General features: G+C 25.7%; 20 protein-coding genes. 17 read left to right on the top strand and 3 right to left on the bottom strand.

All coding sequences use genetic code 11. The annotated features are described in order from the left end of the window. Positions 1 to 101 precede the first annotated feature (101 nt). The 7 genes from B3Z56_RS13545 (at position 102) to B3Z56_RS13575 (ending at position 5493) form a co-directional block, all read left to right on the top strand. Positions 102 to 1115 (top strand): tyrosine-type recombinase/integrase, encoded by a 1014-nt coding sequence (locus tag B3Z56_RS13545; protein WP_346878986.1) that lies wholly within the window; start codon positions 102 to 104, stop codon positions 1113 to 1115. Positions 1116 to 1117: 2 nt separating this feature from the next. Next, entirely contained in the window at positions 1118 to 1525 is a 408-nt protein-coding gene (locus tag B3Z56_RS13550) for a helix-turn-helix domain-containing protein (RefSeq protein ID WP_346878987.1), read from the top strand. A 473-nt stretch (positions 1526 to 1998) separates the two neighbouring features. Continuing rightward, positions 1999 to 2757, top strand: a complete 759-nt coding sequence (locus B3Z56_RS13555) for a hypothetical protein (protein WP_346878988.1) — start codon at positions 1999 to 2001, stop codon at positions 2755 to 2757. 64 nt (positions 2758 to 2821) lie between these two features. Next, positions 2822 to 4312, top strand: a complete 1491-nt coding sequence (locus B3Z56_RS13560) for an LA2681 family HEPN domain-containing protein (protein ID WP_346878989.1) — start codon at positions 2822 to 2824, stop codon at positions 4310 to 4312. A gap of 106 nt (positions 4313 to 4418) precedes the next feature. Then, on the top strand, positions 4419 to 4757 hold the full coding sequence (locus tag B3Z56_RS13565; RefSeq protein WP_346878990.1) for a hypothetical protein: 339 nt from the start codon (positions 4419 to 4421) through the stop codon (positions 4755 to 4757). Positions 4758 to 4833: 76 nt separating this feature from the next. Then, complete coding sequence (locus tag B3Z56_RS13570) at positions 4834 to 5253, top strand: hypothetical protein (protein ID WP_346878991.1); 420 nt, start codon at positions 4834 to 4836, stop codon at positions 5251 to 5253. A 15-nt stretch (positions 5254 to 5268) separates the two neighbouring features. Further along, complete coding sequence (locus tag B3Z56_RS13575) at positions 5269 to 5493, top strand: hypothetical protein (protein WP_346878992.1); 225 nt, start codon at positions 5269 to 5271, stop codon at positions 5491 to 5493. A gap of 223 nt (positions 5494 to 5716) precedes the next feature. Here the strand turns inward: B3Z56_RS13575 and B3Z56_RS13580 are convergent, their stop codons facing one another. The 3 genes from B3Z56_RS13580 to B3Z56_RS13590 all read right to left on the bottom strand — a co-directional run bounded on the left by B3Z56_RS13580 (position 5717) and on the right by B3Z56_RS13590 (position 7877). Then, a complete protein-coding gene (locus B3Z56_RS13580) occupies positions 5717 to 7135 on the bottom strand; it encodes a type I restriction enzyme HsdR N-terminal domain-containing protein (protein WP_346878993.1) in 1419 nt (472 codons plus the stop codon). Between the two features lie 155 nt (positions 7136 to 7290). Next, positions 7291 to 7593 carry a hypothetical protein gene (locus B3Z56_RS13585; RefSeq protein WP_346878994.1) on the bottom strand — a complete coding sequence of 101 codons (303 nt, stop codon included), beginning with the start codon at positions 7591 to 7593 and terminating at the stop codon, positions 7291 to 7293. A 77-nt stretch (positions 7594 to 7670) separates the two neighbouring features. Continuing rightward, positions 7671 to 7877, bottom strand: a complete 207-nt coding sequence (locus B3Z56_RS13590) for a helix-turn-helix transcriptional regulator (RefSeq protein ID WP_343824093.1) — start codon at positions 7875 to 7877, stop codon at positions 7671 to 7673. Between the two features lie 346 nt (positions 7878 to 8223). Here B3Z56_RS13590 and B3Z56_RS13595 point away from each other — a divergent pair, with 346 nt between their 5' ends. From B3Z56_RS13595 to B3Z56_RS13640, 10 genes are all read left to right on the top strand, one after another. After that, on the top strand, positions 8224 to 8505 hold the full coding sequence (locus B3Z56_RS13595; RefSeq protein WP_346878995.1) for a hypothetical protein: 282 nt from the start codon (positions 8224 to 8226) through the stop codon (positions 8503 to 8505). A gap of 194 nt (positions 8506 to 8699) precedes the next feature. Next, entirely contained in the window at positions 8700 to 9191 is a 492-nt protein-coding gene (locus tag B3Z56_RS13600) for an NUDIX hydrolase (protein WP_346878996.1), read from the top strand. A gap of 632 nt (positions 9192 to 9823) precedes the next feature. Then, on the top strand, positions 9824 to 10090 hold the full coding sequence (locus B3Z56_RS13605; RefSeq protein ID WP_346878997.1) for a hypothetical protein: 267 nt from the start codon (positions 9824 to 9826) through the stop codon (positions 10088 to 10090). 110 nt (positions 10091 to 10200) lie between these two features. Beyond that, positions 10201 to 11055 (top strand): hypothetical protein, encoded by an 855-nt coding sequence (locus tag B3Z56_RS13610; RefSeq protein WP_346878998.1) that lies wholly within the window; start codon positions 10201 to 10203, stop codon positions 11053 to 11055. A gap of 245 nt (positions 11056 to 11300) precedes the next feature. Next, positions 11301 to 12443, top strand: coding sequence for a hypothetical protein (locus B3Z56_RS13615; RefSeq protein WP_346878999.1), 1143 nt, complete (start codon positions 11301 to 11303; stop codon positions 12441 to 12443). A gap of 73 nt (positions 12444 to 12516) precedes the next feature. Next, complete coding sequence (locus B3Z56_RS13620; protein WP_346879000.1) at positions 12517 to 12699, top strand: hypothetical protein; 183 nt, start codon at positions 12517 to 12519, stop codon at positions 12697 to 12699. A gap of 42 nt (positions 12700 to 12741) precedes the next feature. Continuing rightward, positions 12742 to 15513 (top strand): hypothetical protein, encoded by a 2772-nt coding sequence (locus B3Z56_RS13625; protein WP_346879001.1) that lies wholly within the window; start codon positions 12742 to 12744, stop codon positions 15511 to 15513. Between the two features lie 628 nt (positions 15514 to 16141). After that, complete coding sequence (locus B3Z56_RS13630) at positions 16142 to 16297, top strand: hypothetical protein (RefSeq protein ID WP_346879002.1); 156 nt, start codon at positions 16142 to 16144, stop codon at positions 16295 to 16297. Positions 16298 to 16354: 57 nt separating this feature from the next. Then, a complete protein-coding gene (locus B3Z56_RS13635) occupies positions 16355 to 16759 on the top strand; it encodes a hypothetical protein (protein ID WP_346879003.1) in 405 nt (134 codons plus the stop codon). A gap of 322 nt (positions 16760 to 17081) precedes the next feature. Continuing rightward, entirely contained in the window at positions 17082 to 17663 is a 582-nt protein-coding gene (locus tag B3Z56_RS13640) for a GIY-YIG nuclease family protein (RefSeq protein WP_346879004.1), read from the top strand. Positions 17664 to 17693: the final 30 nt, after the last annotated feature.

The following is a 17693-nucleotide window of genomic DNA, read 5'->3' on the forward strand; positions in this document are numbered from 1 at the left end:
ATTAAAGCTAAGGCAACAAACAGTTTTTTACACCAACAAATATAAAATTATAAATTATAGGCATCTTTCAATTTGAGAAAATTTGGAGGTGTCTATTTTTTATGCCAAGAATAACAAAAAAAATTTATAGTTTTGATGATGCAATTGAAGACTTTATGATTCATTGCACAAATAAGGATTTAAGTAAAAAGACAATGAAGTCATACGAAAGTACTTTAAAATTATTTTCTAAGTATTTAGAGGATGAAGAAAACATATTTACACCTATAACGGTAACAACAAAGCATGTTAAAACATATTTAGAATTTACAAAGAATAAGGGAAAGTATTCTTATGTGGCAGAGATAAATACTTTAGATTATAACAATCCTCAAAACAGAGGCGATTTTGGTAAAGAAATATCTATGTGGACAGTAAATAACTATTTAAGAAATATAAAAGTATTTTTCACATGGTTAACAGAAAATAAGGTTATAAAAGAAAATCCATCAGCACCAATTAAATACTATAAACATAGTCGTAAACCTAAAGCAGAAATTAAAGATATTGATTTTAATAAAATAATAAAGTCTTTAGATTTAACTTTGTTTGCAGAATATAGGGATTATGTTATTTTACAACTTTTAATGGATACAGGGATGAGAATAGGAGAAACATTAAGTTTAAAAACTGAGGACTTGATTATAGATAAGAAGGCCATATTTATTAGAGCAGAGATATGTAAGGGAAGAAAAGATAGGTATGTTTTCTTTAGTACAACTATGCAAAATGTTTTAAAGAGATGGATTAACCATGTTGAAAGATATTTTAATAGTGAGTATTTATTTGTTACGACTAAAGGCTCTACATTCACAGTAACTAACTTTGAAAAAAATTTAAAGAAGTATTGTATTAGAGTAGGATTAAAAGAAAATATAACTTGCCACCAAATTAGAAATAATTTTGCTAAAAGATTTTTACTTAACGGTGGAGACATTTATATACTTTCTAAAATTTTAGGACATTCGAGTGTAACAATTACTGAACAAGCATATTTAGACCTCACAACAGAAGATATACGTAAAAATTATTTTAAATTTAGTCCACTAGAAAATATGAAAAGAGGAGGAAAATAATCATGAGTAAAGGATTCACCACATTTTATAATGAAGTAATGTATAATAAGTCTTTATCTACCACCGACAAAGCTGTATTTTGTGCATTCTCGACCTTTTGCTTCAATAGTGATAAATGTTTCCCTTCTCAAAGAAAAGTTGCTGAGATGCTTAATATATGCGTTAGGACAGTACAGAGAAGTTTGAAAAGGCTTGTTTCTGAAGGTTATATAACAATAGAGAGAAAACTAGGTAGTGTTAATATATACACATTATTAAAACCAGTAATAGATAAAACAGTTACAACTGTAAAAACTGCTATGAATAAAGTCAAAAACACTTATAATATAAAGAAAAACAAATTCCATAGTTATGAACAACGAGATTATAATATGGAAGAATTAGAGAAGAAACTTTTAGGGTGGACATAAAAAAGAGTCCCTGCTAGTAACGATAGCATAAGACTCAAGAACTGAATAAATAAAATAATTGTTGAATCTATTATATCATTTTTAAAAAGGAATATACAATAGATTTATTTGTGTTTCCAAAATTTAATAAAATTACTTCTATTATATGGGGTTATAGTTTGTTGTTACAATATTTTTAAGTTAAGAGTATTTTAATTAGAGATTATAACCTTTTTTTTCACTTTTTAATAGGATGTATGAGTTATATGTCATATCCCTAAGACAATGATATTTTAACTACATATGACATAGGAGTTTTACTAATAATTAAAAGGTTAATAAATAAAAACTAATAAGTGGCTCGTCATATCTAAACAAACATATATAATGAGAAAAACTAATGAATCTATAGAAATATATGTAGTTCCCTATTTGCAATATATTGAATATATACTAAAATAAAGTTAAGGTAATCTTATTATGGAGGGTATGATATGAGAGACAAAGTAAAAACGATAGCTGAATTAGATAGCTTTATAAAATCAGACAGTAAGCATTGTTTAATATTAGGAACAGACATACAAAACAAACATTGGAATGTTTTAAGATATTTAAACAGATTATCCAAGAATTTAAGAATATTGATAAGAATAGATAGCATGACAGAGTGTGAGTATATATTAAAGTACAAGGCTAAAACAGGTTCGCCTAAGAAAATTAAAAAATTATCCATATATGTTGACAGTATGCAATCTAAATCACAACAATCAACGCCAAGAAAATTTAACTGTATATTAATATATCCTATTGCAGGTTTAAAAGGCATTAAGGATAAAAATATAGATGATATATTAAACCATATGTATTCTCAAAAAGTATTTTGGATAAGCAATCATGATAACACAAATTACTCATATTTAAAAGAAATATGCAATATTAAACATACTATACTTATGAATAATGATGATGAAGTTATTCACAATAGAATATTAAGTAACTATAAAGGATTAGATAATAGAGAAGAATTTAAGAAGGCTTATGTAGATAATTTGTCTTATTATAGAGTAGAAGATGCAATTGATTCAATATTTAATATGGGAGGTATATCAACAAGTTCAATGGGACAAGAGTTAATACTAGGTAGCTTTGGTAAGTATACTTTTGGAGGAAATAAAAAATCAAAAACGTTTTTTATAAAAGTAAAAGAGAATATGGAGAATGGTAAATATGTTCTATTAATAAAAGATGAATAAATTAATTGTTACACATGTTGAGATAAATATAGGATATATCTGTAAAAGTATTAGGAGATAGAAAATGAAAATAAGTGAGCATGTTAAAAAGATTTACGAAAAATTAGATGATGGAGACACTTTAGGTGCATTAAAACTTGTTAAAAATATTGAAGAGGGAGAATATGATATTTTAGAAAAAGAATATTATTTAAGCAATGTTTATATCGATATTGGCTCAATTTTAAATAAAGAGGATTTAATAAAAAAAGGTATAGATTGTATTGAGAAAAATTTTGACCAATTAACAAAAAATACAAATACAAATCAAATTGTTTATTATAACTTAGGAAATGGATATAGTAGTTTATATAGTTTAAGAGTGAAGTTAAATATATACTATGGCTTTATGAATCCTAAAACTGAAAATCATAAAGCTATTGAATGTTATAAAAAAGCAATAAAGTGTCCAAATATATCTAATGAATTGCAAGTTAGAATTTTTGTTAATATGGCGAATTCATTAGATTTATTAGGAAGAAATATGGAGGCCATAGAATATTATGATAAGGCGTTATTTATTAATCCAAAACATGGTATGGCTATAGCTAATAAAGGAATAGCAATTAAATACTATGCAAAACTAACACGGCATAAGTCGAAAAAATATTATAAAATTGCTTATGAACTAATAAAGCAAGGAGTTAAAAACGGGGTTCATAAAGAAGCAGAAAGTATATTTTTAGATAATATGAATGAGATAGAAAATATACTTGAAGATTTTTTATATATAGGAGAAGAGCCTGACAAAAATATTAGCCTGAATCTTAAAAATGATTTTGAAAAAAAGAGTACAGACTTTTATTATAAGAACAAGTTATATTTAAATTTATGTAATCATTGTCAAAATTGCAACTCATCATTAGAAGATAATATATCAATAAATGAAAAAATTATTGATTTTAGTAATGGTATAGATAAAGAAAGATTTTTAGAATTGTCACAATTTTTAAGAGAAATTAAACAGAACTATATTACGTCTAGACTTTTATTGGCGCAAGGTGTTATTAAAGATAAATCAATAAATTTTGTTGATAATGAAATAAGTAGTATAGATACAGAAGAAAATATAATAAATAATACATATATACAACTTATTAAATTTGCATTTAAAAATATGTTTGATATTCTGGATAAAATATCAATATTTATTAATAGATATATGAATTTAGGAAAAAATGAAAAGTATATAGATTTTAAGAAAATATGGTATAAAGGTAGCTTTAAAGAAGGAAATATTGATGAAAATATATCTAGTTCAAAAAATTTTAATATGAATGCATTATTTAATATTTATTTAGAATTAAGTAATGGAGAATATAGGGAATTAAATAACATACGAAATGCTTTAACTCATAGATTTCTCAATATATATACTGATGGTAATAACTCAATAGATTATATGAGTGAAGAGTATTTGATTGAAAAATCTATTGAAATTACAAAACTAGTAAGAAATTCAATCATATATTTATTAAGTTTTGTTGAATCCGAGGAATCACATAAAATATTATAAGTTAAAATTGAAGAAGATTATTTAATTGGATTATTCGAAATATATACTCTTTTTAATATGTACAAATATTATGCAAAGAGGTGTGGGTAATGTAAATCCTATGAAAATGGCAAAATGTATAAATGAATTGGAAAGGATTTATGGAATTCAGAGAGGAAATAATCAGAATAGCTTGTTGAATAATTCTACAAGCAAAACTCAAACAGATATAGCAAGTGATATGGAAATGGATAGAAGTACATATTTAAACTACAAAAAACTTAATGACCTTATCCCTGAACTTCAATCACTAATTGAATCGGGTTCTATGAAAGCAACCGTAGGCTATAAAATATGGGCTAAAATGCCACAGGAAGAACAAGAAAAGTTCTTTAATGGAATAGGTCGTGATAAAATTAAAACTCTTACACAAAAGGCAACAGAGGAATTAATTATAATTAATTAATTTTCACTATTCTATCAAATAGAAGGAATTTATGTAATATTATAGAATCAATATATTTATGGGGGAGGTGAAAGGAATGGAAGAAAAGATAGTGCCAGAATATATAATTAAGGCTATTGAAAATAAATATAATGATGAATATAAAGCTAAAATTGCACTTGATAAGGCAGAGGGATTGATATCTAGTTATTTTAGTGAATTAAAGTACACTTTAAAAAATTATTTTAAAAATTTAAATCATAAAATCAAGCTAGAGATAAATACAGATAAATATATAGCTTATTTACAAATAGAAGATGAATATATATATTTTAAAAGGGAAAATGAGTGTATAAGTGTATTTATGAAAATTGAAAATAAAGAGCATCATTATAAAGATATAATTCCAAATAGTGAATGGGATGGTTGTGAAATAGGTGGATATAAATTTTGGCAAGGCGAAATAAATAGATGTCTTAAGAAGGCTTTTAACTTTATTCCACAACATAACACATAGAGGAGCATGATTATTATGGACTATGATAAAGCGAAAGAAATAATATTAAATATGTTTGTATCTAATAAAGAGGGGATAACAGTAGATGAAATAAAAACTAATCCCAAATTTAATCCTACGATAGATAACGTGGGAGGAATAATATTTAAAGCAAGTTGTGATACAAATTCTGTTTTAGATAAAATGACAAATCAAGATAATATTTTAATATATAAACAAGGTAAATATTATTTAAAATAACATAACCAAAACTACAAATTATAGAATTACCCAATGGTAGTCCTTTTTAAATACTTAATATGCAGATGTAGTTAGGCTTGGAGGTTGGTGCGTTTATGGAGTTACTATTGTTCAGATATATAAGTTCATAGTGGAGAATAGCGTTATTATAGGATTTTTAAAGGATATATTTTAAAGGATTAAATAGGTTAATAGGACTACCATATAACGGCAGTCCTTTATCTTAAATAAATTTAGAGTATGGATGCTTTAAATTTATATCTTTTATTATTGGTATGCTATGTTTAGAAATTTCTTTTTCATCAATGTACGAAACAATTGAGCTAATACTTAAATTTGTAAAATAACTAATTTCTTCTAAAGAATAGTTTTTAAAATATAAATTTTTAATAAGCGATGATTTTATAAATTGTATATTAAGATGTAAAGCCCTATCTTTATCTAAATTTAATTTGTTAAAAGAATCATTAATAACATCATTTAGTACACTACGACTTATGTGTTTATATCCACCTTGATATTTTGTATAAAAAATATATTCACATTTTATTTTATTTTGCTTTTTCTCAATAATAATATCTTGTAATAATTTTTTTATATTTTCTGTTAAAGGATATTTTTTCTTATTAATAATTATTTTATTGTGTTTAAAATCTAATTGAGAATCTTTTAATAGTATTATATCAGTAGATTCAAAGCCATATAAAACAAGTAAAAAGAGTAATTTATTACGAATTGAATTTTTCTTACTATTTAAATATTGAAGCATCAGTTCAATTTCTTCTAATTTTATTTGTTGTTGTTGTTTAGACTTTTTTTCAGTTAAATTAAGTTCATCAATATAGTTATTTATATCAAAGTTTTTAAAAGTATTTTCAGCGATTCTTTTATTTTCTTCAAGAAAGTTTGTAAATCTTAATAAATAATTAAATTTAGATAAAACTGAATCTTTTTTATATTTATTAACTTTGGTTTCATTAATATCTTCAATAAAAGATTTGAAGTTACTAATGTTAAAATAATTTAAATTATATACGTTCTTTTTCATAATTAAATATTTAATAAACATATTATAAGCACTACTATACTGAAATAGACTAGATGAGGATAGTGTATTTTTTAGAATAAATTCTTTCCATACAAGATAATAATTTGTTATTTTTGTTTCAAAAATAGAATCATACTCCAAAAAGTTATAAGTATCTAAATTATTTTTTCTAGATATATTATTTGGAATATCACATAAATAGTAACTAAAAATATCTTTATTATGTGGTAAAACATCTAATTTTTCATTTATTAATATATAGTGATTACCATTAGTTAATAATCCCCACTCTATATGCTTGTCATGTAGATAAGAAGAAATTTGACGAATATCTGCATCTACTAACATATGGTTTTTCTTCTTTACTTCAATGTAGAAAATATCCTTTTCCTTATTGTTAGTCAATATAGTAATATCAACTTGTTTATCTTTGATTTTTTTATTCGTATTTTCTTCATAGTAAAAATGGTTTTCATCATAACCTAAAAGTTCAAGAAATTTAATAACTATTTTTATTTTTATATTTTCTTCGCTAGTATCTTCAGGCAACTCTCTGTACTTTACTTTAAGTTCATTTAATATTTTCTTATTCATTTTTAAACTCCTCTATTTTCTAAATTTTATTGGGTATATTATATGTAATAAAATAAGTTTTAATACGGTATTTAAAAATAAAATGATTATGAGAGTTTAATAGCTCTCTTTTTAGTGCAAAGAAAAAGGGTGTACCATATGGTACACCCTTTTAGTTAGCTATTGGTTTCATTTTCATTATTTTCATCTAATTTTTTTCCAAGTTTATTCAGGTTTTTAATATAACATCTTAATCTAATATTTGCAAATTTCTTGGCATCACTATCCTTATTTATAATTCCAGCTATATACAAATCCAATACCTCAGTCATGTCTCTTCCAATCCTTAGAAATTCCGTATCAGTTTCTTTATGGATATTCATTTCATATAATATATCGTGAATATAATCAATAGATTCTTTTAGTAAATTCATTTCCTCAATAAAATCTTGCTCGTTCTTCAATATAAGTTTGCTCATATACATGCTCCTTCATCATTGGTTTCTTATTCACTGATAAATGATATTATCTTATGTTTATCATGTATTAATACATTTTAATCTTCATCCACATATTCGATTATTTCTGACAGAGGACAATTAAAGAATTCACAAAGTATATTTAGATGTTGTTTATCTACCTTTTCAAAAGTACCATTGCAATACCTGCTTATTGAATTCTTACCAATGCCTGTTGCTTCAGATAATTCTTTCTGAGTCATTCTCTTTTCAGCTAATTTAATATGCAATTTCATATCTATCATTTAATCACCTCATATTCATATCTTCATGTTCATATTATATCATAGGACGTGAAAAAAGTTCAATAAAAATAAATTATTTACTTATAAACGGTTGACAATACCGTTTGAAGGTAGTATTATTAAATCATAGGATAAATCAAAAAACAAGGGGATGGGGAAATGATTATTAACTTAAATGATTTAAAAAAAAGAAACTACTAGCAGAAATGAACAGGGATAGAGAAGCATTGGATAAACTGCTAGAAGATTTAGCAGAGCAAACAAATGATGAAATGGAAGAATTGTACCGAGACTATTACAAAAATGATGATGGGATATATTAAATAAAAATAGGGGGAATAGAAAAATGAGTATTATAAAAAAATTTGAGGAAATTAAAGAAATTATAGATTGTTTCTTAGTAAATATTTTAGAGAATGATGACAACTTAGTATTAGATAACCAAGAGGAAGATGAGGTTGTAGTATTTAACACTAATATTAACTGGTATTGGAGCAATAGAGACAACTTAGAAATACATATATGGGATGGACAAAATAAAATATTATTACCAGTTACAGAAGTTGAAGAGGATGAAGAAAGTCTTGATAGAATTTATGTAGGTAATTTACTTTTAACAGTTTTATAGATTGTTATTAAAATTGTTCTTTGAAAATTGAATAGTACGGTATTAGAAGTAATAGTTACTAAATTTATGAAATACATAGATAAATATCCAATATAATATGATATAATTTTCTTAAATTGATTCTATATTATAATATGTACAACTGGATGAAACTTGTAATTCATAAATTTCCATTGGGGAAAGGGTGAAAATAAATGAAAAAATTAAATACTTTGGGAGAAACAATAAATAGTGGTTTTAGAGAAAGAAATAGAGCTGCAGGTATAGTGTTAAATGATAAAAAAGAAATAATTCTAATGAATTTAACAAACATGTATTTTCATATGTTACCAGGTGGTGGAGTAGATTTAAAAGAAAATATAGAAGAAGCTTTGTATCGAGAATTAAAAGAAGAAACAGGTGCAAATGTTCAAATCATTAGTGACTTAGGTATAGTCGTTGAAAACTTACAAGAAAGAAAAATGAAGCAAATTACATATTTCTATCTCACAAAAGTAGTTGGAGAAATTGGAGAACCTAATTTTATGCCAGATGAATTAGAACAAGGGTATCAAGTAGAATGGTACTCAATAGATGAGGCTATAAAAATTCTTGAGGAAGAAAACGAGTATGAAGAATATATAAAGCAAAGAGAATTAATAGCAATAAAAAAAGCAAAAAAATACTTAGATGAAAATAACTTATAATCTCAATTTGATGCAATAAAGTCTTTCGGTTCGTTGCCATATTAGAATTTTTACAACATTCTTGTAATTAATAACACAGTATAAAATTAAATAATTTCTCAAACACCGTACTATTCAAGATGAATATACGGTATTTTTTATTTCATCAATAGGTAATAAATACCTAAAATAAAATCCAAATTTTAACACAATTAAAAAAGAGCAGTTAAATAACTACTCATGAATAACGTAATTTGACGAACGAAAATAATACCATATATTTTAAAATTATGGTAAACTAGGAATAGACACACAAAATACGTATTAATACAATTCTATTTAAAAATTTAAATAACTGATTAACACGGATATTTTATAGAAAAAAATTTTTTCTTGTAAACAACCTTTATATTTAACTGATAGTTATATAATACAGTATTTTTACAGGAGTGTCAACAGAATTTAATTATATAGTCTTAAGAAAATTTAATGAGTGATTGCAAGGGTTTGAGACTGTGGAAATAATTGTATTTATTACCTTGAGAGAAATAATAATAGGTTGATTTTGTACCTTCGTAAAAAAGGGTACAAGCATGAGTCTATTATAGATTTAAATTTAAGGTTGGTGACCTGCACTAGAAGGAGAATGTGGTATGAAAAATTCTGAGATTATTAACGAACTAAAAGAAAGAGAGTATAACCGAGAAATGGAAATTCTACAGAAAGTTGAAAGTGTTAACAAGTTGGATGAATACACAGAGATATTATGCAGTATAGGAAAAACTGAAAGACTTAGTGATGCATTTTGGGATGAAGAAAATAGGAGATACAATTTTTTACTTGATAACGAAATAATAAACAGTGATGAAAATGTAAAGGATGAAACTATAAGAATGACTTTAAACTTATTAAGAAGTTAGTAACAAAACTAAGTACATAATTTATGAGGTTATTAAAACAGTACAGAGATGCTGATATATCTTTATTAAATTTTACCTTAAATCAAAAAAATATCGAAGGAGAGATGTAAATGAATAAAGAAGAAAGACAACTATTATTAGAAGAATTAATGACTAAAGAAATTAAAAAAATGAGAAAGATTGTTAAAAAATATAATCGAGAGCCGTTGCTATATGTAGATATAGAGATTAAAGAATCCAATCTAAAAGATGGAATTGCAGGAACAATAACCAGAGATGAAAATGAGGATAAATGGATCATAGAAATTGATAGTAAAATAATAGATTTATACTATCAAGAAACCAATGATAATTGGGAAAATAAATACAATAAGAAACGATTAAAAGGTGTAATAGGACATGAATTAACTCATGCCTGGGTAGATGAAAACTATAATATTTTTATGGTGGATGCTTGTAGAGATAGCTCTATTATATTTCTTAATGCTTTAGTGATGTTTGGCTATAGTAGTGGTCATAAATGTTGGTTCAGATGGAGATGGAATAGTAATAACGTAGTTAAATGCTTTAACAAGAAAGAGTTTGATAGGTATGTAATAAGTATACATAAGAAATTAAAAGAATTAGAAGAAAAGTATAGCTATAACAATCTAACAAAAGAACATGGGTACTCGTCCACAGTACGACTTGTAATGCCCTATGACTTTAATTTATGTGGGTTACAACGTTTAATGACTATAGAGAGTCATTGCAAAGGCTATAAAGAGGGCTTGAGGGGTACTTATAATAGTAAGAATATAACTCTTGCAGTAGGTTGTATGGTGAACTTAGATAAGCTAGACCAGTACATAGAAAGGGCGTTACAAGCTGATGTAAGCAATTATAAGTTATACAACTATACGAATTATACATTTAAAGAAGATAAGTTAATAAGAGAAATTAGTAAGAAAAATAAGGTAGCATAGAAAGGATGATGTATATAAATGAATTTAGCTTAATTTTATTCAAAGGACTTTAACCATCCATTGAAGGTAGGTTATAAGCTAACTTCAAAGGACTCTAAGTGTCCGTCAATTAGGGTATAACAATAAAAGAAACCTAATAACAATAAAAGAAACCAATTTCTTTATTCCCACGAATTAAAATTCTCGGAATAAAAAGTTTCACCACATTATTTTACTATTGAATTAGAATTTTATATTAGAAAGGATTGATTATTATAAATAAAGAAAGTTTAACTTTTATCAAATTTCCCAATTATTTAGTTTGGAATCATCAAGATTCTACTAACACATTACTACGTGAGTATGGAGATAAGATACTTCATATTTTAAGTTATTTAGATTGTTGTACAAGTAGAGTAGGTAATATAAGTTTCTCTATCGAGGACATAATAATTACTTGTGGCTTAGTTCCTAAGAGTGGAAAAGGAAATGTTAATGAACAATTTAGGATCATTATTGTTAATTTAGTTGATAAGTGTATTCTACAGATTAAGAATGATAAAAATATTGATACTTGTAAGATTGGTGAATTAATAAGGTGTGATTATAATCCATTTACTATAACTGAAGATCTAAAAGGATGGTTTCCAGTTTATCATGATAATTATTTAAAAATTATTAATGATGATGATAACACAGACATAAATAAATTAGTAGCACTAAAAATATATTATTACATATTAGCTAGATTGAATAGGCGAGATACACATTACACTACAGAAGGTGAAAAACTTACTAGTAATATAGTGATTACTGGTGGTAAAGCAGAAGTATTTTGGGATGGATACAATTCTATTTGTGAGGATTTGAACATAACTGATAATACCCTTAATAAGTATCTTAAATATTTAAAGAGCTTGAATCTAATATACTATGATAATGTTGGAATGGTTCAAAAAGATGATGTTAAAAAACAAGCTAACAATGTATATGCCATAGATGAAACTGAATTAGAATATGGACTTAAACAAAGTGAGTTGTGGTATGAAGATAAAGGGTATATAGGAGTGGATGGTGAGAATGATAGAGCAATACGAGGTTTAAAAGGTAAAATACAAGCAATGAAAAATAAGGGGAAGGACACTGCTAAGTTAGAACGTAAATTAGGTAAAAAACTTGATAAATTAAAACCCAAAAAAGATATGACCATAGAAGAATTAAGAGATGAATTAAACATTAGATATAAAAACATATTAGAAATTGATGATGCTTATAGCCTTGATTTAAATATAAAGGTGGATTGGAGAGAGTATTTACCTTGGGGAGATGTTACTGATGATGACTATAAAAACGTATTAGAAAAGATTATATCTATAGAAAGTGAAATGAATAAGGCTCTGGGTATTTAAATTACATAACAAATAAAAATAACATTTTAACTGAGAGGTAAATCTTCCTCAGTAGAAAGAGAGGTGATCCAAAATGAAAACATACTTAATACATAAAAAATCATTAGCATATGAACTTATAGGACAAGGCAACATACTTTTAGATAAAGAGAAAAATCTAAAGGATAACAAAAGATGGATATACATATTTGAAGATACGGAAAAACTACATATAGACTTAACAGAGATAAATAAGGAACTACATAGTAACAGATAATTCAAAAATTAAATTCAAATTAAATTCAGAAGGAGAGAAGGAATGAAAAATAATGGAATAAAAATAATGTCATTAGAAGGTGCAGAGATAAATGAATATTCTATAGGTATTAGAAGTAATTATAGGATAAAAGAAGCGGTATTAAATTATAGTTTATTACAAGAGAAGTTGTTAAAAGAAGGTATGGTAGTAAATAAGGGATATACACGAGATATAATAAATATTAAGTTTGGATTCGGAAGTAAGGATGCAGAAGGTGAGATTGAAAGACTTGATAAAACGCTCAAAAAATTAGACACCAAAAAAGATAAAGATAAAATATTATTCATAGAACAATTAACAAAAGACATATTAAATAACAAAGAAAAGTACATAAAAAAAACAGTAGATGAACTTAGAGAAGATATGTATAAGAATGGATTTACTTTAACTTTTAAAGATTATCCTCAACTTACTAGAAATAGTAAAAGTTATAATAAAAAAAAGGTTGATAAATTAAAACAGATTAAGGTTATTAAAGATGCAAAAACAAGAGCAGAAGAATATAAAAAGTTTTATGATGAATTAGATAAAGAAGAAAATACTATAAAAAATACTATAAACTACAAAATGCTATTTAGAAGTCCTGCAAAAGCACGTGTAGGGGAGATAATATTTGTTAATTCAGAATTATATGATAATGTACATAATTGGATGTGTATGGATTTGCAATTACCACAAGAAGAAGCAAAGATAGTTGAAATGAGTGCTTACAGTTCTTTAGTAAGCAGTACAATAATAGATAAAATAAACATACCAGTAGATAATATATTAATTTTAAAAGATTTAACTAGTTTATATGAAACTATAGTTAAAACTGTAAATGTGAATAAGAATGGAGAATGTGTAGTAGATGATGGTGTTAAAACAGTAAAAAATACTATTTGGGATGGTATGGGATTAATTGAAGGTTCATTGGTAAACGGTAAAGGTAATGGAATGTTGTATTTAAGGCAGCACTTCTTTAAAGCTTGTTTATTTAGTAGCAATATCCAATTATTCTTCCAGAATTATTATAAAGATATATATGAAACTGCTACTATAGAGGATATGTTTGGAGTGCCACACTTAGTAAAAGATATAAAAGTTATAACCACAGATAATGCTATTAAATGGTTGAAATTTAAAGAGCTTATGGGAAATAATGATAAAGAATCTTATGAATACTGGTGTAATAAAGTAAAAGAAGAAAATAGTGATTTTGGTATATGTAAAACTGACCATCCATCAAAATTAAGTATTAATGGAAAAATAGTTCAGCAAATGTCATACCAACATGTGAACACTTTAAAAACTAATAAAGAAGGTATAGACTTATTAGCAAAAACTTCTATTGATTATGTAAATAATATGAAAGATAATATTGAATTATTTATTAGTTTCCTTGAGCAAAATAAAAACTTTAGTAATAAAAATTCTATGATGATAGACCTATATAATCATAACAAATATATAGCTGATACTAATTTATTTAGAGAATGGAAGTCTGATATATTAACAGAATATAAAGCTAAACTAAAGAAAGGTAAAATATTGACACATGGAGACAATCTAACTGTTTGTGGTAATCCTTATCTACTATTACAATATGCAGTTGGAGAGCTAGACCAATATATAAAAGATGGAGTTATAGAAGGATATGAAGATAGTACATTACCAACTAGTAAAGATTATATAAGTTGTTATACTACGATGTTTGAAAACAAAGAAAAATTAGCAGGATTTAGAAACCCACATAATGCTCCTAATAATATAATGTACTTTAGGAATTTCAGGCATGATTTAATGGAAGATTACTTTAATTTTAGTCCTAATATAATAGCTGTAAACTTATTAAAAAATGATGCTCAAGATAGAGGTAATGGTTTTGATGAAGATTCTGACTTCTTCTATGTAACGGATGATACTACAATTGTAGAATGTGCTAAAGAGTGTTATAAAGAGTATCCAACTATTGTTAATGATATTGATAAAGAGAATAAACCATACAATAATACTTTAGAAGATTATGCAAAAATGGATAGTAGACTAATGGAATCTAAAAATACAATAGGAGAAACTTCTAACTTAGCACAACTTGCATTAAGTTACTATTGGTCAGAAGAAGATAAAAAAAATAAAAAAGAATTATATGATAATTTTGTTATATTATCAGTTTTAGCACAAGTTGCTATAGATAACAGCAAAAGAAAATTTGATATAAATGTAGCAAAAGAAATAAAAAGAATGAGAGCCATGAAATGCATGAAGCGAGATAAACCAATGTTTTGGAAATATGTAAAAAAGAATAAAGATAAAGATGGTAAAAAGAAAGAGATAAAAATTGATAATTCTATCACTTGTCCAATGAATTATTTAGTTGATTTTATAGGTGACGGGATTAAAAATGCTAGTACCAATGAACCGTTAAATATATTGGATTTAATAGTAAAGTTTGAAGGTAAAGCTAAAAAAGAACAAATGGATAAAATATTATCTATAGTAAAAGGATATGATGATTTTGTTAAAGAAAATAAGGCTACAAACGATGAAGAGCAGGAAGAGTGGTTTGATAAATTAAAATTAGAAGATGATGAAACAATAGACAAGCTGAGTAAATTCAATATCAGCGATAAAACTCTTAATATGCTAATCGTAAATGCAATTAAAATTGATGGTAAAAATGTTAAATATCGAGATAAGTTGTTAAATTGTCTTTATAGAGTAAATTCTAAAGAATTTTTAAAGCATTTTAAAATGAAAAAGGGAGAAAATAATATTAACAAAGTGGGTTAAATGTAGTCATACCAACAGTTATAAAGGATTGGACAAACACCGTATAAGGGGAGAGGTATACCTTCCTCATACATCTATGAAAGTTTAAAATGAGTAATAGAGGTCGCTATTGCCAATGCGATAAATAAATATGGAACTCTAGTCGACTAGAGATATTGGGGGAAGGCAAAATCCTTCCTCTCATTTATACTAAAGAAGAAAATTTATTGGTTTTATGTTTAACAAATATGTAGATTATTACTACAGAGTCCTCCGAGGATGACGGGGAATTAAAAATGTAGAATATCATTCATGTGCTTGTGTGGTGTTTCACTACCGTAAATGTGAGTTTTAATGCAGTAGTTGGCAGTTCCCCAACTGTCTTCTACTATTTTATTTGTTTTAAATTGAGTTATATTTATCTAATTATACTATACCATATATAAATTGCAATATCAATACTTTTTATAAAAAAAGTTTAAATTAATTATTGAGTTGTAAGATGAAGGATAATGATTAATTTTGTAGAAGTATAAATATGGGGGAGAGGTGAGTTAGAATAGATAAAAAAGTAGTAAATTTTGATATTGAACTTGGTAAAGTATATACCAAGGAAAGACTGGCTCTTTACGTAGATAAGCTAAACTATATGTTAGTAGAACTAGATCCATTATATTATGCAAATAGTAATACAGGTAATTTTAGAGTTAAAGAAATTGTAGATAATGCAAATAATAAATTAGTGTTGGATGGTAAGATGAAATGTGGAGACCAAAATAAAGTTATCGTTATTGAAAGAGTATAGAGATTGAATAATAATTACTTTTGTAGAAATGTTATTCTGTGGAAGGGGGTGAGAGAGGTGTTATTGGAAGATTTCGGAGATATGAAAATAGTTAAAAAAGCAAAAAAAGAAGAAGAATATGAAATTGAATATGGAAACATAGATTTCAGACCTTCTATTGAATTACCGTTAATTAGCATAATAAATAGTAACAATAATAGTGATACATTTGTAATTGAATTAGAAGATAAGTACAATATAATATTATCTAATTTAAAGATAGACATCAATAAATTTAACTATGAAAATATTAACCCCCATGAATGTTTATTGTATACATTTGAGTTCATCACTACAATAGGAGATATACCATTCGAGTGGAAAATTGATGATGCTTGGATAAGTAGATTTTCTAATATTAGAGAAATGACATTAGAAACAAGAGCAACCTCAAGGCTAATAATTAATAAATTAATTGAATGATAAAGAAATATATAATTAAACCTCATGAGGCTTAGTATTTAAACTAAGCCTTTTATTATGTCCAAAATTAAAAACTATTAGAGATTATAATTAACATTTTTATAATTTCCATACAGTTTTTAATAACTGTACTTGATAAAGCGTGTAAAAAGCTTATTTAATATTAGTAATTTGCTAGTTGATGTGGATAGTTGTTTACTAGGGCAATGCTATGTTGTATTTACAGAAAAATATGAGTACATAAACTATATTAGTGTTATTTAGAGTGTAATTAATTTTGCACTCTTTTATTTATTTAGAAAGAGGTGTAGAAAGAAAGAAAATGGAAAGTGAAGAAAGACGAGAATATAAAAGAAACTGGCATTTAAAAAATAAGGACAAAGAAGAATATAAGGAAAGAAGAAAAGAGAACAATAGACGGTACAGGGAAAGACATAAAGAAGAAATAAATGAGAAAGTAAGGTTGAGAAAAAGTGATTCTCAATATTTTAAAAACTATTATGCAGAAAATAAGGAAAAGTGGAAGTTCTATAATAATAAGGATTCGTTTAATTGTGTTTATAGATTTATTTCAAAAAGTGGAGAGATATTAAGGATTGGAAGTACAAGTAACTTAAAAACTAGAATTGCCAATTATATGAGTAACGGTTTGAATGATATTAAGTTGAAAGAATGGTTTAACTTATTAGAGTTAGACCGTATAGAGTACATATTAATAAGTGACCGAGAAACTGCTTATATGGTTGAGTATAATCTTATACAACGTTTTAATCCTCGATTCAATATTATAGAAAATTTAGAAATAGAAGAATGGGATGAAGATGTAGAAGACCTATGGCAGACTTGGGAAGGACTAGACTATTACAAGTGTAAATATAAAGCTTTGTGCAATGAGGATTTATAATATTTTTTAATTCTCATTTGAGAGTCAAAT

Origin of the sequence: Clostridium sp. UBA7791 (assembly GCF_002480755.1) — a bacterium.
GTDB classification, from domain to species: domain Bacteria; phylum Bacillota; class Clostridia; order Clostridiales; family Clostridiaceae; genus Clostridium_J; species Clostridium_J sulfidigenes.